This is a genomic window from Sphaerochaeta sp. (genome assembly GCF_050178175.1).
GTDB lineage: Bacteria > Spirochaetota > Spirochaetia > Sphaerochaetales > Sphaerochaetaceae > Sphaerochaeta.
Genome location: NZ_JBFXGH010000018.1, coordinates 1 through 22993, shown reverse-complemented (window position 1 = coordinate 22993; position 22993 = coordinate 1). Strand labels below are relative to the sequence as shown.

The 22993-nt window shown below is 50.3% G+C and carries 24 protein-coding genes; 14 read left to right on the top strand and 10 right to left on the bottom strand.

From position 1 onward, the window contains the following. Positions 1 to 12 precede the first annotated feature (12 nt). Positions 13 to 1491, top strand: a complete 1479-nt coding sequence (locus AB7S66_RS03780) for a ComEC/Rec2 family competence protein (protein WP_428518134.1) — start codon at positions 13 to 15, stop codon at positions 1489 to 1491. Beyond that, complete coding sequence (gene rsmA, locus AB7S66_RS03775) at positions 1442 to 2251, top strand: 16S rRNA (adenine(1518)-N(6)/adenine(1519)-N(6))-dimethyltransferase RsmA (protein ID WP_428518133.1); 810 nt, start codon at positions 1442 to 1444, stop codon at positions 2249 to 2251. The genes AB7S66_RS03780 and rsmA overlap by 50 nt, the downstream gene beginning before the upstream one ends. Here the strand turns inward: rsmA and AB7S66_RS03770 are convergent. Together AB7S66_RS03770 and pta are read right to left on the bottom strand one after the other, a co-directional pair. Then, positions 2178 to 3614, bottom strand: a complete 1437-nt coding sequence (locus AB7S66_RS03770; protein WP_428518132.1) for an MATE family efflux transporter — start codon at positions 3612 to 3614, stop codon at positions 2178 to 2180. The genes rsmA and AB7S66_RS03770 overlap by 74 nt on opposite strands. 93 nt (positions 3615 to 3707) lie before the next feature. Beyond that, entirely contained in the window at positions 3708 to 4709 is a 1002-nt protein-coding gene (gene pta, locus AB7S66_RS03765) for a phosphate acetyltransferase (RefSeq protein ID WP_428518131.1), read from the bottom strand. A 137-nt stretch (positions 4710 to 4846) separates the two neighbouring features. On the opposite strand from pta, the gene AB7S66_RS03760 reads away from it, so the two are divergent. Genes AB7S66_RS03760 through AB7S66_RS03750 form a run of 3 tightly spaced genes read left to right on the top strand, consistent with a single transcriptional unit; the run spans position 4847 to position 7459 of the window. Further along, entirely contained in the window at positions 4847 to 5596 is a 750-nt protein-coding gene (locus AB7S66_RS03760) for a prephenate dehydrogenase/arogenate dehydrogenase family protein (protein ID WP_428518130.1), read from the top strand. Next, positions 5593 to 6912: a tRNA (N(6)-L-threonylcarbamoyladenosine(37)-C(2))-methylthiotransferase MtaB gene (gene mtaB / locus AB7S66_RS03755; protein WP_428518129.1), complete on the top strand. Its 1320-nt coding sequence runs from the start codon at positions 5593 to 5595 to the stop codon at positions 6910 to 6912. Before AB7S66_RS03760 ends, mtaB begins: the two co-directional genes overlap by 4 nt. Continuing rightward, complete coding sequence (locus AB7S66_RS03750; protein ID WP_428518128.1) at positions 6890 to 7459, top strand: GNAT family N-acetyltransferase; 570 nt, start codon at positions 6890 to 6892, stop codon at positions 7457 to 7459. The genes mtaB and AB7S66_RS03750 overlap by 23 nt, the downstream gene beginning before the upstream one ends. Here the strand turns inward: AB7S66_RS03750 and epsC are convergent. Next, positions 7452 to 8372: a serine O-acetyltransferase EpsC gene (gene epsC, locus AB7S66_RS03745; protein ID WP_428518127.1), complete on the bottom strand. Its 921-nt coding sequence runs from the start codon at positions 8370 to 8372 to the stop codon at positions 7452 to 7454. The genes AB7S66_RS03750 and epsC overlap by 8 nt on opposite strands. 40 nt (positions 8373 to 8412) lie before the next feature. Further along, positions 8413 to 8955, bottom strand: a complete 543-nt coding sequence (locus AB7S66_RS03740) for a biotin transporter BioY (RefSeq protein WP_428518126.1) — start codon at positions 8953 to 8955, stop codon at positions 8413 to 8415. A gap of 83 nt (positions 8956 to 9038) precedes the next feature. Between AB7S66_RS03740 and AB7S66_RS03735 the strand changes: the two genes are divergently transcribed. Then, positions 9039 to 10001, top strand: coding sequence for a biotin--[acetyl-CoA-carboxylase] ligase (locus AB7S66_RS03735; RefSeq protein ID WP_428518125.1), 963 nt, complete (start codon positions 9039 to 9041; stop codon positions 9999 to 10001). Positions 10002 to 10048: 47 nt separating this feature from the next. Then, on the top strand, positions 10049 to 11815 hold the full coding sequence (gene argS / locus AB7S66_RS03730) for an arginine--tRNA ligase (RefSeq protein WP_428518124.1): 1767 nt from the start codon (positions 10049 to 10051) through the stop codon (positions 11813 to 11815). Between the two features lie 9 nt (positions 11816 to 11824). Here the strand turns inward: argS and AB7S66_RS03725 are convergent, their stop codons facing one another. Then, entirely contained in the window at positions 11825 to 12397 is a 573-nt protein-coding gene (locus AB7S66_RS03725; RefSeq protein WP_428518123.1) for a TetR/AcrR family transcriptional regulator, read from the bottom strand. Positions 12398 to 12540: 143 nt separating this feature from the next. Here AB7S66_RS03725 and rplU point away from each other — a divergent pair, with 143 nt between their 5' ends. The 7 genes from rplU to rsfS are packed head-to-tail and all read left to right on the top strand — an operon-like array spanning position 12541 to position 16384. Then, complete coding sequence (rplU, locus tag AB7S66_RS03720; RefSeq protein ID WP_319758329.1) at positions 12541 to 12855, top strand: 50S ribosomal protein L21; 315 nt, start codon at positions 12541 to 12543, stop codon at positions 12853 to 12855. 12 nt (positions 12856 to 12867) lie between these two features. Continuing rightward, positions 12868 to 13119 carry a 50S ribosomal protein L27 gene (gene rpmA, locus AB7S66_RS03715; protein WP_117329721.1) on the top strand — a complete coding sequence of 84 codons (252 nt, stop codon included), beginning with the start codon at positions 12868 to 12870 and terminating at the stop codon, positions 13117 to 13119. Between the two features lie 26 nt (positions 13120 to 13145). Continuing rightward, positions 13146 to 14222 carry a GTPase ObgE gene (obgE, locus tag AB7S66_RS03710; protein WP_428518122.1) on the top strand — a complete coding sequence of 359 codons (1077 nt, stop codon included), beginning with the start codon at positions 13146 to 13148 and terminating at the stop codon, positions 14220 to 14222. A 9-nt stretch (positions 14223 to 14231) separates the two neighbouring features. After that, positions 14232 to 14870: a nicotinate (nicotinamide) nucleotide adenylyltransferase gene (gene nadD, locus AB7S66_RS03705; RefSeq protein WP_428518121.1), complete on the top strand. Its 639-nt coding sequence runs from the start codon at positions 14232 to 14234 to the stop codon at positions 14868 to 14870. Next, positions 14839 to 15423: a bis(5'-nucleosyl)-tetraphosphatase (symmetrical) YqeK gene (yqeK, locus tag AB7S66_RS03700; RefSeq protein ID WP_428518120.1), complete on the top strand. Its 585-nt coding sequence runs from the start codon at positions 14839 to 14841 to the stop codon at positions 15421 to 15423. The genes nadD and yqeK overlap by 32 nt, the downstream gene beginning before the upstream one ends. Continuing rightward, complete coding sequence (locus AB7S66_RS03695) at positions 15420 to 15995, top strand: hypothetical protein (RefSeq protein WP_428518119.1); 576 nt, start codon at positions 15420 to 15422, stop codon at positions 15993 to 15995. The genes yqeK and AB7S66_RS03695 overlap by 4 nt, the downstream gene beginning before the upstream one ends. Before the next feature lie 35 nt (positions 15996 to 16030). Then, positions 16031 to 16384 (top strand): ribosome silencing factor, encoded by a 354-nt coding sequence (rsfS, locus tag AB7S66_RS03690; RefSeq protein ID WP_428518118.1) that lies wholly within the window; start codon positions 16031 to 16033, stop codon positions 16382 to 16384. Position 16385: 1 nt separating this feature from the next. On the opposite strand, the gene AB7S66_RS03685 is transcribed toward rsfS, so the two are convergent. From AB7S66_RS03685 to AB7S66_RS03665, 5 genes are all read right to left on the bottom strand, one after another. Further along, entirely contained in the window at positions 16386 to 17414 is a 1029-nt protein-coding gene (locus tag AB7S66_RS03685; protein ID WP_428518117.1) for a LacI family DNA-binding transcriptional regulator, read from the bottom strand. A gap of 52 nt (positions 17415 to 17466) precedes the next feature. Continuing rightward, positions 17467 to 18648 carry a multiple monosaccharide ABC transporter permease gene (gene mmsB / locus AB7S66_RS03680; protein WP_428518116.1) on the bottom strand — a complete coding sequence of 394 codons (1182 nt, stop codon included), beginning with the start codon at positions 18646 to 18648 and terminating at the stop codon, positions 17467 to 17469. After that, a complete protein-coding gene (locus tag AB7S66_RS03675; protein ID WP_428518115.1) occupies positions 18645 to 20168 on the bottom strand; it encodes an ATP-binding cassette domain-containing protein in 1524 nt (507 codons plus the stop codon). The genes mmsB and AB7S66_RS03675 overlap by 4 nt, the downstream gene beginning before the upstream one ends. Positions 20169 to 20244: 76 nt before the next feature. Next, positions 20245 to 21324: a multiple monosaccharide ABC transporter substrate-binding protein gene (gene chvE, locus AB7S66_RS03670; protein ID WP_428518114.1), complete on the bottom strand. Its 1080-nt coding sequence runs from the start codon at positions 21322 to 21324 to the stop codon at positions 20245 to 20247. Between the two features lie 209 nt (positions 21325 to 21533). Next, positions 21534 to 22895 carry an MATE family efflux transporter gene (locus AB7S66_RS03665; protein WP_428518113.1) on the bottom strand — a complete coding sequence of 454 codons (1362 nt, stop codon included), beginning with the start codon at positions 22893 to 22895 and terminating at the stop codon, positions 21534 to 21536. Positions 22896 to 22993: the final 98 nt, after the last annotated feature.

Sequence of the window (22993 nt, the reverse complement as noted above, 5' to 3'; positions counted from 1 at the left end):
TCTTCCTTGTATATGGAAGACCTTTTTCATCCATTGAAACTCTTGCTCCCATTGTTCACACTGGCCATCTACTTGGCCATCCGTGGGTCATGCCTTTTTGCATATCCTCTACTGGTGGGCTTGGCCTTGGGTGTCCTTGTGCTCATTGCGGCCCCATTCTTTCCATCCTGTTCGAGATCCTTGATCATCCTCACCTCTCTCGTGTATTGCTTTTACCTGTTGTTGGGCAGAGGAGTTGCCGGCAGTACCCCATCCTTTGCAATTCCCCAGGATAGAACCGTGAGCTTGGAAGGAACCTTGCAGGAGGATTCATCACTGTCCCGCAATAACGACCAACTGCTGCGTCTTACGTTGACAGGGTGTGCAGCCAAAGGGGGCTATGGGGGAAGTGCCACCGGAGTGATTCCGGTTCTGGTTCCTGTAGAAGAGGTGTTGGTAGCTTCCAGTACTGTCCGGGTTTGGGGGCAGTGGGACGATACAGGATCAGTCTTCTATGCAAGGGACATGCAGGTACTTGTGATCCCACCGTTTGCACTTGGGCGCCGCGCAATGCTTGAACGCTTGCAAGGACGTCTGGACGTGTGTATCGAGGATGCACAGGTAAGGGCTCTTGCTTCCCTTCTCCTCTTGGGGCAGTTGAGCGGGGAATCCTTCGCTCTCAAGGACAAGGCAATCCTCTGTGGATGTGCCCATATCCTTGCCCTATCTGGAATGCACCTGCATTTTTTTATTCTGCTATCAAGTATTTTGTTCAAACGTCTCTTCGGCTCCTTCTGGGGCAAACGTTTCGCACTCATTGTCCCCTGTCTCTATGTATTGGCCGTGGGGCCGAAACCTTCATTGCTCAGAGCCCTGGGTATGTATTTGTTTCAATTGGGGCCGTTTGCAAAACAATTTCCCTTGCTCATTCCTTTCTATCTCACGGGGTTTCTGCAAGTATGGCTCTTTCCCAACTCCGTCGTGCATTTTGCATTTCTCTACAGTTATGCTGCCTTTGCCATGATACTCTTCGGCAGTGGCCTGCCTCCGTTGCCCCTTGCAACCACGGCATTTGCTGTTATTGGTACCGGTCCTGCCAGTATGATGCTTACAGGCTCCTGGAATCCAGCAGGCTTGCTCTACAGTGTCCCTGCAACCCTTCTGATCAATCTTGCCATGTTGTTCAGTTTCCTGGCACTCTTGTGTGGCCCCTGGTGTTCATATCCTCTCAACCTTGTCTATCGGGGAGTGGATGCATTGTTCACCTTTGGTAGTGATCAGGCCTGGATGTTGTCATGGGAGAGCTATGTGCTCTTTGCGCTTGTTCTGTTGACCTCGCTTATCGCAATTGGCTATGCTAAGCGGGTCTTGCAAACAAAACGAAGGAGAGAGTATGCGTTGGAACTTTGCTTACGATTCGCCACTTGCAATCAGCGATCTCTTGCAGAGGGAAGGCCTGGCGATGACCAAGAAATTTGGACAGAACTTCCTGATCTCGAAACCGGTCCGTGAACGCATCGTCTCACTCCTTGAACCGCTGGAGAGTACTTCGGTTTGGGAAGTCGGTCCTGGGATTGGCTCCCTTACTGCAATGCTTTTGGAAAGAGGAGCAGCGGTTACTGCTTTCGAGATCGACCATGGGTTCTGTAGGATTCTCCGGGAACATGCCTTTGGTGAGGACCCTGCATTCCATCTTGTTGAGGGTGATGCCTTGAAGACCTTGCCGAAAGCCTTCGGGCAAACAGCTTTGCCTGAACGGGTCTGTGGCAATCTTCCCTATAATGTAGGATCAGTGGTGATTGCGAAAATCCTTGAGGAAGGGTACCGCATCCCGCAGATGGTGTTTACCCTGCAAAAAGAGGTGGTTGACCGTCTCTGTGCATCTCCAGGGTCAAAGATGTGGTCATCATTCTCGCTTCTTGCCCAGATGGATTATGAGGTAACACAATCGTTTGTCATCAATGCAGGCGCATTTTTCCCTAAACCCAATGTCACCAGCAGTGTTGTGCACTTTGCCCTTCGTGAGGAGAGCTTGGTCAGGGATGAGTTGCGTCCACATTTCTTGTTGGTCATCAGGGATTTGTTTGCACAACGCAGAAAGACGGTGAAAAACAATCTGATGGGTGGAAAGATTGGTGCACTGCTGGGCAAGGAAGGTGTGGAATCGCTGCTTGCTGAGAGCAATGTTGATCCATCCCTCAGGGCTGAAGCACTTTCTTGGCCCCAGTTCCTCTCCCTTGGTGAGACTCTCTCCAACTATCAAGCCACGTAAACCGGCGATACCGTACAAGGCAGATGATTCCCCTGATATTCAGGTCAGCGACCATTGCAAGCCAGATACCCATGAGTGCAAGATTGGTTGTGCCCAGCAGCAGGTAGGCAAGAGGGAGTCGGATCAACCACATCCCGGTAATCGCAATATGAAATGGTCCCTTGGTATCTCCCGCACCACGAAGCACCCCAAACACAAGAATGGAGAGACCGAAGGCAGGCTCCGCGAAGGCTTCCAGGCGCAATACCCGGGATCCAAGTGCAATGACCTGGGCATCACGGGTAAAGAAGCTCATCAGAAGCGGTGCGAACAGGTAGAGAATTACTCCCATGAGTGTCATCAGGAGTGTTCCCATGGCAACACAGGAGCTTGCAAATCGGCGGGCAAGTTGTTTGTCTTCTCTGCCCAGTGATTGGGCGACCAAGGTGGTGGCTGCGGTGGAGAAGCCACTTGCCGGCAGATAGGTCATTGACTCTGCATTGATAGCCAGGAAGTGTGCAGCAAGGGCGGTGGTTCCCAATGTACCAACCATTTTCGTGTAGACGATCTGGCCGAATGAGAGCGTTGATCGTTCAAGTGCCATCGGAAGAGCCAGACGAAGCGAGCTCTTGAGAATGGCTGTATCGAATTTCCAACTCCCTTTCAATGAAAGGCGGATAGGGTTGCTTGTTGTAACCAATATCCCAAAAAGCAGGATGCTGGTGACGGTGCAACTGATACTGGTTGCCATTGCAGCTCCCCGTACCCCGAGTCCAAGACCAGGAAGAGTAACAACGGGAAGGGGGATGCTTGGGAAGATGAAGAAGAGGTTGAGAAGGATGTTCATGAGGTTGTTCAGGCCATTGAGATAGAGCGGCGTCCTGGAGTCCCCGCTGAGGCGAAGCAGGGTACTGATGAGAATCATGAGGAGGTTCGGAAGATACCCCAAGGCAATATAGTGGAAGTACTGCTGTGCCAACGGTTCCACCGCTGCCTCAGCACCGATCCATGAGGGAAGCCTTCTTGCAATGATGAGGAAAGAGCAGGTCAGGAACAATCCAAAAAAGAGAGAGGATAGGATTGCCTGTCGGGTGATGAGACGGGCTCTGTCAGTCTTTCCGCTGCCAAGGTTACGTGCCATCAACACGGCGAAGCCGATGGCAAATGCGTTCATCCAACCATTCACCAGCCAGATGGTGGAGGCTGGAACCGAAACTGCTGCAGTCGCCTGGGCACCAAGAGAGCCCACCATGGCTGAATCGACATAGGTGACGGTGACCTGGAGGAACTGTTCAAGGATGGTAGGCCAGGCGAGCGTCCAGATGATGGTTCTCGCAGGAAGCGATTGATCGAGAAGATTCAATGGTTTTGTACTTCTGAGCATGCCTTATCTACCCTTGGAGACGAGGCAATCGTATAGAAAAGCATGGAACGTGACAAGGGCGGGAAAAGGAAATTCCCGCCCTCTCTATGAAACCTAGATGCTTGCTGCCTGAGCAAGGGTGATTGCACTGGTAACCACAATATCCTCAACAGAGCACCCACGGCTGAGGTCGCTGATCGGCTTGGCAAATCCCTGGAGGATTGGGCCATAGGCTTCAGCTCCAGCAAGGCGTTGTACCAGCTTGTAACCGATGTTTCCAGCCTGGAGGTCCGGGAAGATCAGGGTATTGGCACCACCGGCGACGGGGGAACCAGGAGCCTTGCTCTTGGCAACACTGGGAACAATGGCTGCATCGAGTTGCAACTCCCCGTCAATCTGCAACCCAGGAAGTTTTTCCTTGACTAATTTGGTTGCAGTGACCACCTTGTCGACCAAATCACCCTTTGCCGAGCCCTTGGTTGAGTAGCTGAGCATGGCCACCTTTGCCTCGGTGTTGAGGAAGGTCTTGCAGGATAGGGCAGAAGCTTCTGCAATCTCAGCCAGCTGTTCCGCTGTTGGGTTGGGGATGGTGGCACAGTCAGCAAAAATGAATGAGCCGTTTGCCCCATATTCACTCTTGTCTGTCGCCATAACGAAGCATGAGGAAGCAAACTTGATCCCGGGCTTGGTCTTGATAATCTGGAAGGCAGCAAGAAGCACGTTGCCGGTGGTGTTCTCAGCGCCGGCAACCATGGCATCTGCCTTTCCCAGGCGGACCATCATGGCCCCCCAGCGAAGAGGGTCTACGATTCCTTCATATGCTTCTTCTTCGCTCATGCCTTTATGCTTGCGAAGTTCGTAATATTCCTTTGCAAAAGATGTACGATCTTCACTGGAAGAGGGGTCTACAATAGAGATGCCTTCAAGAGAAGTCTTTGCTGCTTCTGCAGCTTTCTTCACTGCATCCACTGCACCGACCAGGATGACCGATTTTGCCAGTTTCTCATCAATAATCTTCCGTGCGGCCTGGATGGTTCTGCTCTCAGTACCCTCAGCCAGGACAAGATTCTTCTGGGCCTCAATTGCTTGGGCCTTCATTTTTTCTGCAAACGTCATGGTTATGCTCCTTGACAGGTTGGATTAGGTAGTACCCGATCAGTGTATCACGTTAGAATATCTTAGAAAAGGCTTGATGGTTTGGCTTTACAGTCTCCTCCTTGCCCGTTTGTTTGCTTTCCAGTACAATGCGGTTCATGAAAGAGAGCATGCGCATCGGAGTATATGGCTTGGGACGGTTTGGATCCTTCTGGGCCAAGGAATTGGCCGAACACGGGTTTGAGGTAATCGCCTACAGTAGACGGAATAAAACCGTTCCCCCAGGGGTGCGTCTCGGGAGTGAGGAAGAAGTTCTTACCTGTTCTGCTTTGTTCTATTGTGTTTCCATCAGCGCATTCAGGGATGTGCTGGCACGTACCGCCGGAAATATCGGGAAGGACACCGTGGTGATGGATACCTGTTCTGTGAAGCTCTATCCGGCAAAGGTTATGCAGGAGCTGCTTCCTTCCTTTGTGCAAAGCATAGCAACCCACCCAATGTTTGGCCCTGATTCTGGCAAGCATGGGGTGAAAGGCCTTCCCTTGGTGATCTGTCCGGTCAACTGCAAACAGGAGACGCTCTCCTGGTGGGTGGATGAATTTGCCCGTTGGGGTCTCGATGTTATGCATATGAGCTGTGACCAGCACGACCGTGAGGCTGCCTGGTCCCAGGGGATCACCCACTTCGTGGGACGTACACTCTCTGAACTCTCCCTTGGCGATACCAAACTTGCGACCAAGGGATACAGGACCCTTATGAGTGTTGTGGAGCAGACCTGCAATGATCCAATGCAGCTGTTCTATGACCTGCAACGCTACAATCCATATGCAAAGCAGATGCGCATGGGGCTCAAAGGAGCCCTCGATACGGTCATGGAGGTTCTGAAGAAGCAGGAGGAAATTGAGTGAATGTATGTGTATATACCTTGGGATGTCGGCTGAACCAGTGTGAAAGTGAGGCAATAGCCGATTCATTTTCCAAGGAAGGTTTCACCGTGGTTACTGAAGATCAGGGTGCTGATTTATATATTGTCAATACATGTACTGTTACCAGCAAAGCAGAACAGAAAGCAAGAAGAATGATCCGTAAGTTTGCGAGAATTGCCCCAACCCTTGCCACGGGTTGTTATGCCCAGGTCAATGAGGAAGAGCTCAAGGCACTCAGTAATCAGGTCATAGTGGTTCCCTTGGAAAAGAAGGCACATCTTCTTCAGCTTGCCAAGCATCTGAAAGCTTCTCTGGTCTCTGGTATGAGCATGAAGGAGGGGTGTCTTTCCTTCAGTGATGGGGAAGCCTCTGTCTTTGATTATGATGCGGCCTCTTTTTCCTACCACAGCAGGGCGTACCTGAAAATCCAGGATGGGTGCGACAACAGTTGTGCCTACTGCCGGGTGCATATTGCGCGAGGAAAGTCAGTGAGCCTTGATCACACGCTGGTGATCGAGCGAGCTCTGGCACTCGAGGAGGCTGGTTTCCAGGAGATCATGCTCACCGGTGTCAATCTTACCATGTATGACCATCAGGGCGATGGTCTGGGAGGGTTGCTTGAGAAGTTGCTCTCAGCACTTTCTGCAAATGTCAGGCTTCGTCTCAGTTCCATGGAACCAGACCATATCGACGGTCGTCTGTTGGAAGCCTTGAAGGACCCAAGGATGCAACCACACTTCCACATTCCGGTACAGAGTGGAAGCGATCGGGTTCTGCAACTCGTTGATAGGCACTACACCATCAGTGAACTGTCCGCAATTCTGGAACAGCTCAAACATGCGAAGGATGACCCCTTCCTGGCAGCGGATATCATTACCGGCCTCCCCGGGGAAAGTGAAGAGGATTTCCAGGAAACCAAGCAATTCATACTCAGCCAGGGCTTCTCCATGTTGCATGTGTTCCCATTCTCACCCAGACCCGATACCCCGCTCTATCATGCAAAACATCGCGTGCCTGAGAAAATACGCGATGAACGGGCCCTTGAACTCCGGGAACTCTCAAAGCAGTTGCACGATGCGTATAAAGAGAGACAACTGGGAAAGGAGAGTGAGGTGATCCTCCAAAACAGGAAGGGGGGGCACTGGTATGGGTTGAGCGGGAACTATCTGGAAGTAACAGTAACTGATGCGCCTCCTTTCGCAAGGGAAGGAATGTTGGTGAAGGGACGCTTCAGTGACAAGCTGCCCAAAATAGGGAAGATGGAGTTTATCTCCTATGAAACAGCTATTCGCAACTGAACGCCTTGACGCATATATCATTTCCAGGTCGCTTGCTGGACCGTACCTGGCATATGAGAAGCGGAACCGGGAATTGTTTCGTCCCTACTCAATTGCGCAGAAGGAGAGTTACTACACCTTGGGTTCGTTCCAGGATGTAGCGGATCGTCAGTTCACACTCTATGAGGAGCACAGGATGCTTCCCTTGTTGTTTTTCGAGAAGGATAAAAGAAAGCATGTGATTGCCTTGGTGAGCCTGAACCAATTGGTATGGGGACCTTTTCGGTCAGGAAAGCTCAGCTATAGTGTGGATGGTGATAAGTTGCGTCAGGGCTATGGCACAGAGGCAGTGAAGGGAATTATCGACTATGCGTTTGGACAGCTTGGTTTGCATCGCATCGAGGCCCATATCCAACAGAACAATAGTGCAAGTCTTGCGTTTGCTGAGCACTTGGGATTCCAAGCGGAAGGAATGGCGAAGGGCTATCTATACAGGGATGGGGAGTGGGTGGACCATCTACGCCTATCCCTGCTCAATGAATGTTTGGATATGCGCTCCTTCAGTTAGTACGACTTCTCAGTTCCCTCACCGTTATCTTGGGTTCCTGGATGGTGACCATGGTATTGGGAGCAACCGATTCCTTGATCCATACGTTGGAGCCTATTACTGCATTTTTCCCGATGGTGATATCGCCAAGGATAGTCGCGTTGGAATAGATGGTTACATTGTCTTCAATCGTGGGGTGCCTTTTTGCCCCCCTGATCAAGCTTCCGCAAGCATCTTTTGGAAAGCTCAATGCACCGAGGGTGACCCCTTGGTAGAGCTTTACATTGTTTCCGATAACCGTGGTCTCCCCGATAACCACACCAGTTCCGTGGTCGATGAAGAATGAATTTCCTATCTCTGCCCCGGGGTGGATATCGATACCGGTCTCCTTGTGTGCAGACTCATTGAACATGCGGGGGATCAGGGGAACACCCATCTTGAACAATTCATGTGCAATACGGTGGATGGTAAGCGTCTTGATGCAGGGATAGGAGAGGATGACCTCCCTGATATTCCTTGCTGCTGGGTCCCCATCGAACGCTGCCTTGGCATCCATCTTCAGCTGTATGCGGAGTTGGGGCAAGAGTTTACATAGCTTCCTGACCGTACTATCGGCTTTCTCCTGTGCCTCACACTCATCAAGTGAAGGGTCGTCGTACCGGCATGCGAGAAATACCTGGGTTTTCAGCTGCGTACAAACTTCTTGCATCTGTGCGCTCAGGATTTCTTGCAGTCCCAGTTCAGCACGGTCACGCCCACAACGGCCAGGGAACATCAGTTCAAGGAATTCATTGGAGATTTCCCCAATGGAGAGCATCTGAGGCAGTGGTTTCAAACCATGGAAATTGGCATTTCCTGCAACACGGTCGAAGGTCGCATAGAATGCATCCACATAGGATGAAGCATCAAATTGTTGGTCTTTGCACGGTTTCATACGGCTACCATACGGTTCTTGCAGGCTTTTATGCAAGCACCTAGCCTAGGAACTGTGCAATCCTTGCATGTAACGTGCCCGCCAGATGGGTGGCTATGGCCAATTTCAGTAGGTCGCCAAGAATGAAAGGAAGCATACCTGCCTGCAGTGCTACCTTCCAGGAGAGATTCCCCACAACCTTCAAATAGGGGACTCCTGCAAGATAGATGACCAGTGTGGCCCCAAGGCCAAGGAGAATGCACAACATTCTGAATCTTCCTGGGTACTCGTCCTTCCTGCGGTAGTTGCCGGCTAGACCTGCAAGAAAGGAGGCAGGAAGCAAGCCGAAGAGGAATCCCCCAGTGGGGCCCAGGAGGATTCCCAAGCCGCCGCCACTACTGAAAACCGGTAAACCGATTGCTCCCAGCAGCAGGTAAATTGCCGTGCTGCCCATCCCCACAGCCGGCCCGCCGAGAAATCCCGCGAGCAGGACAAACAGTGTCTGCAGGGTGATGGGGACAGGAGGGAGAGGGAACCTGAGATAGGCACCAACGATGATCAAGGCACTGAAGAGAGAGGTAAGCAATAATCGTTTTTGTTGCATGGGGGGAGCGTAGCACAACACATTTTTAATTGTAAACAGCAAACTGGTTGACAATTGAAGAAGTGCACACTACCATCGGTCGCATGAATCATGCCCAAACATTGCTGCAAATTCTTTCTTCCAATCGGGATCGCCACCAGAGTGGTCAACAGCTTGCCGGTGAGATGGGTGTAAGCCGAACCGCTGTCTGGAAGGCCATGGAAACCTTACGTAACCAAGGTCATGTCATCGAGGGGATTCCCAACCGGGGGTATCGCTTGCTCACTTCCACCATTTTATATTCAAAGGAACGTCTGCAGGCCCTTCTTCCGTCCTGGGAGCTCCATCTATTCGATTCAATTGACTCAACCAATCGATATGCAAAAACATTGAAATCCGGGAAAGCCCTCGTCCTGGCCTGTCATCAGAGCGAGGGGAGGGGACGACTCTCAAGGAGCTTCTACAGTCCTCAGGGAGGTCTCTATCTCAGCCTGCTTTTCCCTGCTGTATTTCCATTATCCGATGCATCGCTGATTACCAGTGCAGCTGCGGTGGCAGTCAGTGAGGCCATTGAGGAGAAGTGTGGGAAGTACTGCCAGATCAAATGGGTCAATGATCTGTTCTATCAGAACCGAAAAGTCTGCGGCATCCTTACTGAAGGGGTGCTGGGAGTGGAGAGTGGACGACTCACTGCAGTGGTGGTTGGTATCGGCCTTAACCTGTTCACCAAACGGGAAGCATTCGAGGATTCACTCAAGACAATTGCCACTTCGCTCTATGATGGAGAGGATTCCCTTCCCGCTGGATTCTCTGTGGATGCGCTTGTCGCAAGCATGGTAGATAAGCTGGAGGATTCCTTGGCTGCCTTGGCTGACCGCCCCTTCCTCTCTGCATACCGTGATAGATCCTTGGTGATAGGACATGAGGTGCGCGTGCATGCAGGATCTGAGGAGTATATGGCCAGAGCCATTGCAATCGATGATGAAGCCCGCCTGGTGGTTGAGAATGAGCATGGGGAGAGAAAGGTTCTCTCCAGCGGGGAAGTCAGCATCCACCTTGAAGTCTGACTTTGGTTTGTTGTATAGTCATTAGCTACAAACAAAGGAATGGAATAATGCTAGAAGCGGTGCGTGAAACTTGGAAGAATCTTATTGAGCAGCAGTTGCACATCTATGCTGTTGAGATGTTGGGCGATGCCCCTGAATTGCCAGCATTGGCAGTGCAGAGTCCTCCGAAGCCTGAGCTTGGTGATCTTGCTTTCCCGCTCTTTGCCTATGCAAAGGTCCTGAGGACAGCTCCCCCCAGGCTTGCATCTGAACTCAAGGCACGTATTGAACGGCTTGATGATCGTCCCTCTGGTGAGATTCTCTTGAGTGGACCTTACTTGAATGTCCGCATCGACATGTGTTCTGTTGCAACTGCTCTTTCAGAGCGTATTGCACAGGAGAAGGATCGCTATGGGTGCAGTGAATCACTCAAGGGCAAGAGGATTACCATTGAGTTCAGCTGTCCCAATACCAACAAGCCTCTCCATCTGGGCCATATGCGCAATGACAGCCTGGGGGAGAGTGTTGCCGCCATCCTGAAGGCCAATGGGGCTGAGGTTCGTAAGGTGAACCTCATCAATAACCGCGGGGTGCATATTTGCAAGTCAATGCTTGCCTACCAGAAGTTTGGAGGTGGTGAGACTCCCGAATCCAGCGGTATCAAGGGAGACCATCTTGTTGGTAAGTACTATGTCAAGTTTGCTTCTTGGGCAAAAGAGGATCCCTCCGCTGAGGGACAAGCCCAGGAGATGTTGCAGAAGTGGGAGAGCGGGGACCCTGAGGTGATGGCACTTTGGGAGAAGATGAACGGCTGGACACTCGAGGGGCTCTCTGAAAGCTATGAGAAGATGGGAATCAGTTTTGATGCCTATTACTATGAGTCTGAGACATACAAGTATGGGAAGGACGAGATCCTCAAAGGCCTTGAGAAGGGTGTCTTCTATCGTGAGGAGGATGGATCGGTATGGGTTGACCTGGAGCCGATCAAGCTGGACAAGAAGGTGCTCCTGCGCAAGGATGGAACCAGCTTGTACATGACCCAGGATGTGGGTACAGCCATCATGAGACACAAGGACTGGCCGTTCGACTCCTTGATCTATGTGGTTGCCAGTGAGCAGAGGTATCACTTCATGGTGCTCTTCTATGTGTTGCAGTTGTTGGGGTACTCCTGGGCTGATGATCTCCATCACCTCTCCTACGGCATGGTGAACCTGCCTGATGGAAAGATGAAAAGCCGGGAAGGAACCGTTGTTGATGCCGATGAGTTGGTTGATACCCTCACTTCCCTTGCTCGTAGCGAGATCCGTGAGAAAGAGCGTGAAGACCTTGTTGATGATGTAGAGAAGACAAGTAGTGCCATCGCACTCGGTGCACTGAACTACTACTTGCTGCAAGTCTCCCCGACCAAGGATATGATCTTCAATCCTGCTGAATCCATCTCTTTCAACGGGAATACCGGACCCTACCTCCAGTACATGGGTGCGCGAATCTCAAGCATGCTCAGGAAGTATCAGGATGAAGCGTTTGCCGATTGCCATGCGATGCCATTCGACAGCAGCTTGCTGACCCTCCCCGATGAGCGGGAACTTATCAAACAGCTTGCACGCTTTCAGGAGGTCGTTGAGAGGGCGGGCAGTGCATATGATCCCTCGGTTGTTTGCAGCTATCTCTATGATATCTCAAAGTTGTTCAGCCGATGGTATCATGACAATCCGGTCCTGAAGGCTGCTTCCCGCTCCCTGGTCCGTTCCCGTATCGAACTGGTGAGCATGGTCTTGCAGGTGATCAAGAATGCCTTCAGCTTGATTGGTGTTCCCTTCCTCGCTTCGATGTAAGGGGTTTACCTACTTACTATAGAGTGAGCAGAAACGGTTGATGAACCGTTCCTCTTCCCACTCTATGTCAGGATCGTCGTCCAGGAGTATCCTGTAGAGGAAACGCTGGACGACGCTGCTGAAGCTCTGGATTGCAAGATCCAGATCCTCTATATCCAACCTGCCGCTATTGCTCAGGCTCTCCAGGAGAATACTGCTCTGGCCTATGAGCATCTCGTCCAGAGTCCGTTTGATGCTGGCGGCTTCCCTGTGGGTCAGGGCCTCACTTTCGATAATCCGGTAGAAGGAGCGCATGACCTCATCCTCATACAAATGGTGCCAGTGAGCCATTGCCCTGCCCAGTACCTCATTTGCACTGCCTTCCAGGCTGATGGATCCCTTTTGTTTGTAGGCAAGCGTATTGCAGTAGGAGAAAAGCTCTGCAATCAATGCCTCCCTGCTCCGGAAATGGTGGAAGATTGCAGCCTTGCTGATGTTGTTTTGCTTTGCAAGCACACTGAGTGAGACCGCCTCAAGTCCTTGCTGAGAACCCAAATCCAATAAAGAAAGAATAAGTTGTTGCTTCGTTGTGGTTGTATGCATACTCAATAATAACCGAACGGTCGGTAAGTTTTCAATGCCTTTTTCTTTGTTTTTCAATCAATTAGCTCAAAAAGGTTGTTGCAATAGATTCCCATTTTTGGTATAAGGGACAAGACAAATTAAATTGAAGGATGAATATCGACATGTACGCACTTGTAGAGATTCTCGGAAAGCAGTACAAGGCCGTTGAAGGTGAGACAGTCCAGGTTGATTATATCAGCCAGAATGAGGCTGGTTCCTCCCTTGAGTATGCCACCGTTCTTGCCGTTGTGGATGAGAACAATGCAACGTTTGGCACCCCCTATGTAGCAGATGCCGTTGTGAAAGCAACGCTATTGGAGCACATCAAGGGTGACAAGATCAGAGTGTTCAAGAAAAAGCGCCGGAAGGGCTATACGAGAACCCAGGGTCACCGCCAGCGGTACTCCCTGATCACGATCGACAAGATCATTGCATAAGGAGGGCGAAAGATGGCACATAAGAAAGGTGGCGGTAGTTCCCGCAATGGTCGCGACTCCAATGCCCAGAGACTGGGTGTGAAGCGCTTTGGTGGACAGTTGGTCAAGGCAGGAGAAATCCTTGTTCGTCAGCATGGAACCAAGTTCCATCCTGGTGAGAATGTAGGCCTCGGTTCCGATTATACGTTGTTTGCAAAAGCTGAAGGTACCGTGCTGTTTCACAGCCGGAAGAACCGGAAGTACATCAGCATCGTGACTGAGTAAGTTAAAAAGTAGAAGTAAACAAGATAATGTTTGGATTTTCAGACGAAACCTATCTTGATGTTGCCTCCGGAAACGGGGGCAACGGTTGTGTATCCTTTCGAAGGGAAAAATATGTTCCCAAGGGTGGCCCGGATGGCGGCGACGGCGGCCGTGGCGGGGATGTGGTATTCGTCGTCAAGCATAATCTGAGAACCCTGGCCCATCTGAAATTGGTCCGTACCTATCGTGCGGAGAATGGAAGGAATGGACAAGGGGATCGTTGCTATGGACGCGATGGTGCAGATATTGAGATACCGGTGCCTCCGGGGACGGTAATCAAGGATGCCTACACTGGTGAGATCATCAAGGATCTGACCGACGAAGAGCGATGGGTGTTTCTCAAGGGTGGCAGGGGTGGCCAAGGCAATTGGCACTTCCGTACCGCAACCAGGCAAGCTCCCCGTTTTGCCCAGCCGGGTGAGAATGGCGAGGAGATGCGCATTGGCGTTGAATTGCTTGTCATTGCCGATATCGGCTTTGTCGGCTTCCCCAATGCAGGAAAGTCAAGCTTGCTGAATATACTTACCAATGCCCGTACCAAGGTTGCAGGTTACCCATTCACCACAAAGATTCCCCAGTTGGGTATGATGCGATATGATGAACATGATATCGTTTTGGCTGATATACCTGGTTTGATTGAAGGGGCCAGTGAAGGTTCTGGAATGGGAATCAAATTCCTCAGACACATCAGCAGGACCAAGGGACTTGCATTTCTCATTGACTTGAGTGATGAGCGATATCTTGATGCATATGATATACTATGCAAGGAACTGGAGGCGTTCGAACCTGAACTGCTGAACAAGCATCAGGTAATCATCGGAACAAAGACTGATGAACCTGGAACAGGGGAACGACTGGAAGAGTTGAAGCAGAAGTATGCAGACAAAGAGGTTATCGGCCTCTGTGTGTATCTGGATCAAGGAGTTGATGCGGTCAAGCATGCGTTCATCCGGATGGTGGAGAAGCAGGAATCGGCAAAGGATGTATCCGCTGCTGATGAAGGTGGATTCACTGCCACCGTTGATCATGATGCTTACTACCCAGAAAACCCGGACGAGCTATAGGAGGAACCCTTGGCACAAGCAGTACCCACGGCCCTCGTGGGAGGTAGTTTTGACCCGGTTCATCTTGGTCATCTGCACTTGGTGCATACGGTGGCTTCCTTCACTGCATATAGACGATTTATCTTTGTCCCGGTTGCCCGCAACAACTTCAAGCGAAATGTAAACCCATCGTCTGCAGAACACAGGATGGAGATGCTCCGTTTGGGTTTTGATGCATATCATGGTCTCTATCCTGAAGACCCTGAGATGGAATTCATCGCTGATGATTGTGAGATCAATCGAGGCGGAATATCCTACACCTATGACACCGTCAAGCATCTGTATCTCCAGTACAATATCAAGGGACGGCTTGCAGTGGTCATGGGTGATGATCTGCTTGGTGATCTCCAGAAGTGGCATGCTTATGAGCAGCTTAAGGAGTTGGTGACCTTTGTAGTCATCAGACGGGAAGGGGAGAATGCTCCCTTCAGTGACCTTGCCGCAGATCTTGTGTATCTCGAGAATCCCCGGGTGGAAGATAGTTCAACCCAGATACGGGAAGCTGCAAGGATGCTTGGGGAAAAAGACTCATTGCCGAAACATATTTCACAGCTGATGCCTGAGGAGGTAGCTCGCTATGTCGAGTCATTTCGACTCTACCGAACTTGAGCACGAACTGTCAGAAACCTTGTCTGCCAAGCGATACCGGCATAGTGTTGCTGTAGGGGAAACCTGTGTGCGGCTTCAGCATAGATATCATGAGACATTTGATGAGCGGGAACTCTACCAATGTGGTTTGTTGCATGATGTAGCACGGGATTGGGATCCCACAGCGCTCATCCAATTCGCTGATGAGCATCATCTCCCATTGGAGAGTGAAGAGAAGGATTGCGCTGTTCTATTGCACGCTCCCGTCGGGGCAGCTTTGCTACAGGAGCGTGGTTTTTCCAGACAACTCTGTATTGCTGTCCGCTATCATACAATCGGAAGCATATACATGGGGAGAATGGGCTTGCTCCTTTATATCGCTGACTATATCGAACCGAATAGGATGCATTTGGACGATGAGGAGCGATCATCCTTGCTTGCTGAGCCGACCCTTGATGCCTTGTGCATCAGGATATTGGAAGCAGAGCGAGCACACTTGCTTTCCAAGGGAAAGACCGTCACCCACTCAGGGCTGGAGTTGCTTCATTTTCTCAAGGAAGGTGGCAAGCTGTGAAAAGAACAGGGGTGCTCCTGTTGAGCCTGGTTGTTCTCTTGTTTGCTGGCTGTGCGCATGATGCCCCCGAGGCATATTATGGATTGTTCGAGGATGAGGCGGCCTTGATTGCATTCGAGAAAGAGGAAACACTGTTCCTTGTCATCCTTCCTTGGTCGATGGTTGAGAACCAGGCTGGAAAGAGTGGCAGTCCTCCCTCAAGTCTGCTGATGGAGTTAGGGGGATTGGACCCACTGATCGTGGTGGAAGGGCAAGGAGAAGAGCTGGCCAGAATTCGGGCTCTCCTGACCACGCTTGTCGTCGATACATCCGATCGTACACGTGAGGAGGTGGATGGGCAAGCAATGTTGGAAGCACTGAAAGCAGGCGCTCCCTACTTGAGGAAATCTGGTTTGGCAGATACACTTTCCACCACCTGTCCTGGCTTGGATCCCTTCTTGTTGTTGCAGCGGATAGAAAAATTTCGTGTGTATGATTTGAGAAATGTACTGGAAGAGGAAATGGTTGTTGATTGGCAGCAACTGAAAAGCCATATGGGTCTGTATCTTGAACAGATTCAGATTGTACGATGAAACGTGTAAAGAACGAAATGTAGGAGTTTGTAGGAATGAATGATTTGGTACAGGCCAATGCGCATACTATTGGCCAGTTTCTGGAAGATCATAAGTGTAAGGATGTAAACATCCTCGATGTAACGCAGGAATGCTCTTGGGCAGATTGCTTCATCATTGCAACAGTAAGCAGTGTGGGGCATCTACGTGGTGTAACCCATGAACTCTGGGGTACCTTGAATGAACTGGGATTGGAAGTGACCAACCGGCACAAGAAGCCGGCAGGTGATGGTTGGGAGTTGATCGACTGTGGTGATATCATCATCCACCTGATGAGCAGTGAGCTTAGGGATTTCTATTCCTTGGAGAGGCTCTGGCAGAAGAGAGAAAAAGAAGAACAGGAAGAGTAGACTACTCCTCAATATTCTCCCGTATCTTGATGATGGTCTGGGTGATGGTGTCGACAATGGGGTCTTGCTGGTTCATCAAGTGGCTGAACAGTTTTTGGATGGCATCATAACCCTGTCGTTCGGGTTGCTGGCAGATGGTGAATGTAATGACCCCTTCTTTCACCAGGTCTCTGGTTACTGGAACGTCATCAAAACTGAAGGTTCTCAGTCTATCCTGCCTGCCAAGGTCCTTGACCGCCTGGCAGGCGCCCTGTACCCCGGCAGCCGTCAGATACAAGCTGTTGATGTCCTCATGTTGTTCCAGACAGGAACGCGTTCGCTCATAGCCGATGGTGTCATCATCAAGGCTTTCCACAGTATCCACCACAACATAGTCCGCTCCATGCTCCTGCAACCCTTCAATGAATCCCCTGATACGCTCCTGATGGCCTTTCATGTTGAAGGAACCGGTTACGATAAGGATGCGTTTCTGGGTCTTCCCGCATAGCAGCAAGAGACCGCTGGCTGTCCTTCCTTCCAGGTAATAGTCTGGTCCTACATAAAAAAGACGGTGTGAGCTGTCAATATCAGTATTGACTGTCACTACCGCAGTGCCGCTTTCTGCAATCCTGTCGATGGCCTCAATCACTGGCTGCACATCAAGGGTTGTAACACAGACTCCATCATAGTGCTTTGCTTCCAGATGCTTGAGCTCTTTCAGGTGCACATCGAGATCGAATGATTTGATCTGGATTATATCCAGGATGACGCCGAAGTCACTCAGCTCTCGTTCTGCTTGGCGAAAACCTGCGATGACATCGTCAAAGAATGGGTTGCCTATACTTGGCAAAAGACACCCAATTCTTAAAGGTTGTTTCCTTCTTGCAAGTACTTTTCCTGCAAGATTTGGGGTGAATCCCATATCATCAGCGATAGCCTGCACCCGTTTTGCAACTTCTTCACTCACTCCTTTGCGTTTATGAAGAACCCGATCGACGGTTCCCCTGGAAACTCCTGCCTCTTTTGCGATATCTCTAATGGTAACAGCCATGGTAGTCCTTTTGCATGAGGATACGCTGACAACGTTGCATGTGCAAGTGTCCTCAGCTGGATTTTACCCGCTTTTTGCTTAACACATCAAACACCACAGCTGCAAGAACAACGATACCCTTGACAGCTTTCTGCCAGTTTGCATCTATTCCAAGTATCGACATGCCGTTGTTCAAGACACCCATGAAGATAGCTCCGATGATTGCCCCACCAACGGTCCCTGTCCCTCCATAAGCTGAGGCTCCTCCGATGAAACAAGCCCCGATTGCATCCAGCTCATAGTTGGTCCCTGCTGTCGGGGCTGCAGAATTGAATCGTGCAACTCCCACCAGGGCAGCCACACCGGCGAGGAAGCCCATATTCGCATAGGCGAAGAAGAGTACCCGATTGGTATTGACTCCCGAGAGTTTTGCTGCCTTCTCATTGCCGCCCAATGCATAGAGATGTCTTCCTGGGACACTGCGAGAAGTGAAGTAGCTGTATCCTAGCACGATTACTGCAAGCAGGATCAGGACAACAGGGATCCCTTTGTGCTGACCAAGCAAGCCTGCTATCAAAAGGATGGCTGCTGAGAGGAAAATGATCCGTGCGATGGTAAATGCCAAGGGTTCAATCTGATACCCCTTTTTCTTCTTGGTCTGTCGATTGAACAGTGTATATGCTATGACGATCAAGCAGATGATGACGCCAATGATGAATGTGATGGTGAATACCTTTGTCTTGTCGTCTGTGTTGGGCAGGAAGCTGTTGAAATACTTCAGGTACTCTTCCGGGAAGGGGGAGATGGTCAGCCCATTGAGTATAAGCAAGGCAACCCCTCTCCAGAGAAGCATCCCCGCCAGGGTGGTAATGAAAGGAGGAATACGTACATAGGCAATCCAGAACCCTTGCCACGCCCCGATAGCCAATCCTGTAAGCAAACAAACAAAAATGGAAAAGTAGATATTCCAACCAAGGTTCACGATCAAGGTTCCGGCCAAGGCCCCAACCAAGGCAACAACAGAACCAACTGAAAGATCGATGTTCCCACCGGTGAGGATACAGAGCAACATACCTGTGGCCAGAATCACCACGTAGGAGTTCTGGCTGATGAGGTTCGAGATGTTGGCTGGGACGAAAAGGGAACCTCTCCCACTGGCGCTGATCAAGCCATTGAAGAGAATCATTGTTGCGATGAGGACCAAAAGCATGGAATTCTTCTTCATAGATTCCTTGATCCCGAGGCTATGTCTCATGATGTTCTTGCTCCTTTCTGGTTCTGGATGATACACGTCATAATTGCTTCCTGACTCGCTTCAGAGCCAAGCATTTCCCCTACGATTCTTCCTTCGCTGAGTACATAGATCCGGTCACAGATACCAAGGATCTCAGGCATTTCGGAAGAGATGACGAGGATGGACTTCCCTTCTTCAGCCAGTTGGTTGATGATGGTGTAGATTTCATATTTTGCACCCACATCAATACCTCTTGTTGGTTCGTCAAGCAGGAGTATATCTGGTTCGGTAAAGATCCATTTACCCAGCAATACCTTCTGTTGATTGCCTCCTGAGAGGTTGTTGACCTCTTCAAATACCGAAGAACATTTCGTTCCAATTTTCGCTACCATATTCTTGGACACCTGGATTTCCAGGTCTGGGTCTATGATCTGGTGGTTGCTGATCGCTTGCAGGTTCGCAAGGGTGGTGTTCTCCATGATGGATTTGGAGAGAATAAGACCATTGGTCTTGCGGTCTTCGGTCACATAGGCAATCTTGTTCTCTATTGCCTGTTGTACGGTGTTCAGGTGAACTTCCTTCCCGTTGATGCGTATGGTACCGCTTATGTCCTGCCCATAGCTCTTTCCAAACAGGCTCATGGCAAACTCTGTTCTGCCTGCGCCCATCAGGCCGCTGATCCCTACCACCTCTCCTTTGTGGAGTTTTATATTGATATCATCACAGATCTTCTTTCCTGGATTGAGCGGGTTGTAGACATTCCAATGCTCAACCTCAAGACTGACATCTCCGATGGTTGTGTTCCGTTTTGGGAATCGGTCTTCAATACTTCGACCGACCATTGCCTTGATGATCTCATTCTCATTGAATGCCCTCTCATGTTTGTCCATGGTGGTGATGACCTGACCATCACGGATGACGGTAATCCTATCGGCAACATAGGAGACCTCATTGAGTTTGTGTGAGATGAGGATACTGGTCATTCCCCTCTCCTTGAATTGCAGCAGGAGGTCGAGTAATTTTTTTGCATCGGAATCATTGAGAGAAGCGGTTGGTTCGTCGAGGATCAGTACTTTGACGTTCTTTGCCAGCGCCTTGGCGATTTCAACCAGTTGTTGCTTACCAACCCCGATATCCTTGATCGCAATTTTGGAGGATTCCTCCAGTCCGACCACGGAAAGCAGCTCGTCTGCCCTGTTGTATGTTTGGTCCCAATCGATACGGAAGTAGAAGCCTCTCTCATTTCCCAGGAACATGTTCTCACCGATGGTAAGATAGGGGACAAGGGCAAGCTCCTGATGAATGATTACAATCCCTTTCTGCTCACTCTCCTTGATGGTATGGAAATGGCAGGATTCCCCGTGAATGAGGATTTCTCCCTCAAAAGAACCGGAAGGGTATACACCACTGAGAATGTTCATCAGTGTAGATTTCCCAGCTCCATTTTCTCCTACAATTGCGTGGATTTCACCTTGCCTGACATCAAGGTTGACGTCATCCAAGGCTTTTACCCCGGGAAAATGCTTGGTGATGTGTTTCATTTCTAAGAGTAGGGTATCCAAAATTATCCTCCAAGAAGACGGGCAACAGCTGCTGCCCGTCTCTTTCAGAAAAAGTTCAGACCTGAATGTCGGCTTCGGTGTAGTATCCGCTGTCGATCAACAGTTCCTTGTAGTTGTCCACCGTTGCAAACACAGGTTCACAGAGGTAGGACGGGATGATGCCGGTACCGTTGTCGTAGGTGGTGGTGTCGTTCACGTCAACTTCCTCACCCTTTACGATGGCATTGACCATTTCCACAACCTTGCTTGCCAAGGTGCGGGTGTCCTTGAAAATGGACATAGCCTGCAAGCCCTGCAACATGTTCTTGACTGCTGGCTTGTCGCAATCCTGGCCAGTGATGATCGGGAAGTTGTCCTTGGTGTAGCCTGCAGCCACCAAGGCATTGGTGATTCCGTTGGCAACTGAGTCATTGGAGGAGTAAACTGCATCAAGGCGTTTCCCGTTCGGGCCGTATCCGTTAGCAGTGATGAGGTTCTCCATGCGCTTCTGGGCTTCCTCAGTTGACCAGTTCAATGTTGCCACCTGAGCCTTGCTGGTCTGTCCGGAAGGAACGACAAGCTTGCCGCTCTTGATGTATGGCTCCAGGATTGACATGGCACCACCAAAGAAAAAATTGATGTTGTTGTCGTCAGGGGAACCGGTAAACAGTTCAATGTAGTAGGGGCCTTCTGTGCTATCCAGCTTAAGAGCATCACGAATGAACTCTCCCTGGATTGTCCCCACCTTGAAGTTGTCAAAGGTTGCATAGTAGGTGACCGCATCGCTGTTCATAATCAAACGGTCATAGGCGATGACTTCAATGTCATTATCCTTTGCCTGCTTGAGTACCTCGGTGAGAGCAGAGCCGTCAATGGAGGCAATGACGAGCACATCACATCCTGTGACAATCATGTTCTCGAGTTGTGCTACCTGTGTTGGGATATCATTATCCCCTGCATACTGCAGATCAACCTGGTAGCCTGCTGCTTCGAGTTGCTGCTTCATGTTGGCGCCATCCTGGTTCCAACGTTGGAGGCTCTGGGTGGGCATTGAGACACCAATCTTGGCATCTCCGCTTTGTTCTTTTGTTCCGGCGGCGAAGAGAGATGTTGCAACCAGCAACACAATCATGAGCACACTGATACTCTTTTTCATATACAACTCCTTTTATCTGGATTGCTCCAGTGATATGCATAAGCTGTGGAGGGTATACGTAGTACTAGAGCAGGGATGATCAAGCAAAATATATAATTTCCTGCGTAGTGCCCGGGCACGTTCATGTATCATGATAGTGTCTTTCTGGAATTTGTAAAGAGAAAGTTGTACTGAGAACAAAGTTTTTTAGAACATTTGGAGTTGCTGTTCTAGATTACGCGCTTGGTTTTCCACTTCCCCCTGGCAAAACGGGTAATGAAACAGATGCTTCTGAAGATCCAGTCAATATACATACCGAACCACACTCCATAGATGCCCCATCCAAAGACAATTGCCAGGAGGTAGCTCATGCCAACCCTGCTTGCCCACATACTCACCATCGACACAACCATGGTAAACTTGGCATCTCCTGCAGCCCGCAGGAAATTGGGCAGGGAGAATGCAGTTGGCCAGAGAATGGAGCTGAAGATCATGGCAGATCGAATGACGTTAGATGCAAGTTCGGTCGCCTCAGCTGAGAGATTGAAGATCGGAACGATTTTGGGTGCGAAGATGAAGACAGGGATTGCCACGACGATCATGGCAATGTATGCAGCAAAGAGCAGCTTCTTCCCATAGAAAACTGCCTGGTCTGGACGCTTGGCCCCGACTGCCTGTCCTATAACGGTGATCGAGGCCAACCCGATTGCCCCACCAGGAATATTGACGAAGGATGCTACTGAGTTTGCAATGGCATTGGCTGCAATGGATGCTGTACCGAAAGCAGCTATGAACCCTTGCACCAGCAGTTTCCCAATCTGGAAAACACTCCCCTCAATCCCATTGGGGATACCGATATGCAGGATTCGCTTGATCATATCCCAGCGAAGGGACCAGTGGCGATAGTTTCTCACTGAAATCTGATTGGTTGGATCTGTCAGCAACGCCAGGATGATTGCACTGCCGATGATGCGGCTGAGCAGAGTGCCTAGACCCGCCCCGATTACACCCAGATGCAGGGAAAAGATGAAGTAGGCGTTTCCTGCAACATTCACCAGATTCATGACCAGGCTCACCCATAGAGAGATCTTGCTGTTTCCCATGGAACGGAACAATGCCGCCGATGCATTGTATGCAGCAAGAAAGGGTAGGGAAAGAAGGATATATATGAAGTAGGTTGCCCCACCTTCAAGAACCGATGTCTCAATGGATCCAAAGATAAAGCTGATAATCTGTCTCCTGAACGGCATGCAGAGTATGAGCAGAGTGATTGAAGCGAGTAGGGAGAGCAATATCAGTTGCTTTGCTGCTGCATTGGCAGACGCATGGTCCTTGTTCCCTAGGTATTGGCTTGCAACCACTGCTCCACCGGTGGCGAAGGCCGCAAAAAGCTGAACGATTAAGATGGTGATGGAATCCACCAGGCTGATGGCGCTTACAGCGCTTTCCCCGGCCGATGCAATCATGACTGTATCGGCCATACCGATGGAGACCATGAGCACTTGCTCGATGATGAGGGGAATAATAAGAGTATACAGAAAACGGCGGGAGAACATTGGCTCCAACGCCGTATTCTGAATGGTGGGTTTCACTACACTACCTCTTGCCCTTTTTCATATGATGCGGGCAACGCTGACAACCAGTTAATCGGCAAGCAGTCCTTCGTCATTGTCAAAGTTTTTCTTGCGTA

Excerpts from the sequence above, each read along its gene's own strand:
- AB7S66_RS03780 (WP_428518134.1), top strand. The coding sequence starts at position 13 with ATGGAAGACCTTTTTCATCCATTGAAACTCTTGCTCCCATTGTTCACA.
- rsmA (WP_428518133.1), top strand. The coding sequence starts at position 1,442 with ATGACCAAGAAATTTGGACAGAACTTCCTGATCTCGAAACCGGTCCGT.
- AB7S66_RS03770 (WP_428518132.1), bottom strand. The coding sequence starts at position 3,614 with ATGCTCAGAAGTACAAAACCATTGAATCTTCTCGATCAATCGCTTCCT.
- pta (WP_428518131.1), bottom strand. The coding sequence starts at position 4,709 with ATGACGTTTGCAGAAAAAATGAAGGCCCAAGCAATTGAGGCCCAGAAG.
- AB7S66_RS03760 (WP_428518130.1), top strand. The coding sequence starts at position 4,847 with ATGAAAGAGAGCATGCGCATCGGAGTATATGGCTTGGGACGGTTTGGA.
- AB7S66_RS03750 (WP_428518128.1), top strand. The coding sequence starts at position 6,890 with ATGAAACAGCTATTCGCAACTGAACGCCTTGACGCATATATCATTTCC.
- epsC (WP_428518127.1), bottom strand. The coding sequence starts at position 8,372 with ATGAAACCGTGCAAAGACCAACAATTTGATGCTTCATCCTATGTGGAT.
- AB7S66_RS03740 (WP_428518126.1), bottom strand. The coding sequence starts at position 8,955 with ATGCAACAAAAACGATTATTGCTTACCTCTCTCTTCAGTGCCTTGATC.
- AB7S66_RS03735 (WP_428518125.1), top strand. The coding sequence starts at position 9,039 with ATGAATCATGCCCAAACATTGCTGCAAATTCTTTCTTCCAATCGGGAT.
- argS (WP_428518124.1), top strand. The coding sequence starts at position 10,049 with ATGCTAGAAGCGGTGCGTGAAACTTGGAAGAATCTTATTGAGCAGCAG.
- AB7S66_RS03725 (WP_428518123.1), bottom strand. The coding sequence starts at position 12,397 with ATGCATACAACCACAACGAAGCAACAACTTATTCTTTCTTTATTGGAT.
- rplU (WP_319758329.1), top strand. The coding sequence starts at position 12,541 with ATGTACGCACTTGTAGAGATTCTCGGAAAGCAGTACAAGGCCGTTGAA.
- rpmA (WP_117329721.1), top strand. The coding sequence starts at position 12,868 with ATGGCACATAAGAAAGGTGGCGGTAGTTCCCGCAATGGTCGCGACTCC.
- obgE (WP_428518122.1), top strand. The coding sequence starts at position 13,146 with ATGTTTGGATTTTCAGACGAAACCTATCTTGATGTTGCCTCCGGAAAC.
- yqeK (WP_428518120.1), top strand. The coding sequence starts at position 14,839 with ATGTCGAGTCATTTCGACTCTACCGAACTTGAGCACGAACTGTCAGAA.
- rsfS (WP_428518118.1), top strand. The coding sequence starts at position 16,031 with ATGAATGATTTGGTACAGGCCAATGCGCATACTATTGGCCAGTTTCTG.
- AB7S66_RS03685 (WP_428518117.1), bottom strand. The coding sequence starts at position 17,414 with ATGGCTGTTACCATTAGAGATATCGCAAAAGAGGCAGGAGTTTCCAGG.
- mmsB (WP_428518116.1), bottom strand. The coding sequence starts at position 18,648 with ATGAGACATAGCCTCGGGATCAAGGAATCTATGAAGAAGAATTCCATG.
- AB7S66_RS03675 (WP_428518115.1), bottom strand. The coding sequence starts at position 20,168 with ATGAAACACATCACCAAGCATTTTCCCGGGGTAAAAGCCTTGGATGAC.
- chvE (WP_428518114.1), bottom strand. The coding sequence starts at position 21,324 with ATGAAAAAGAGTATCAGTGTGCTCATGATTGTGTTGCTGGTTGCAACA.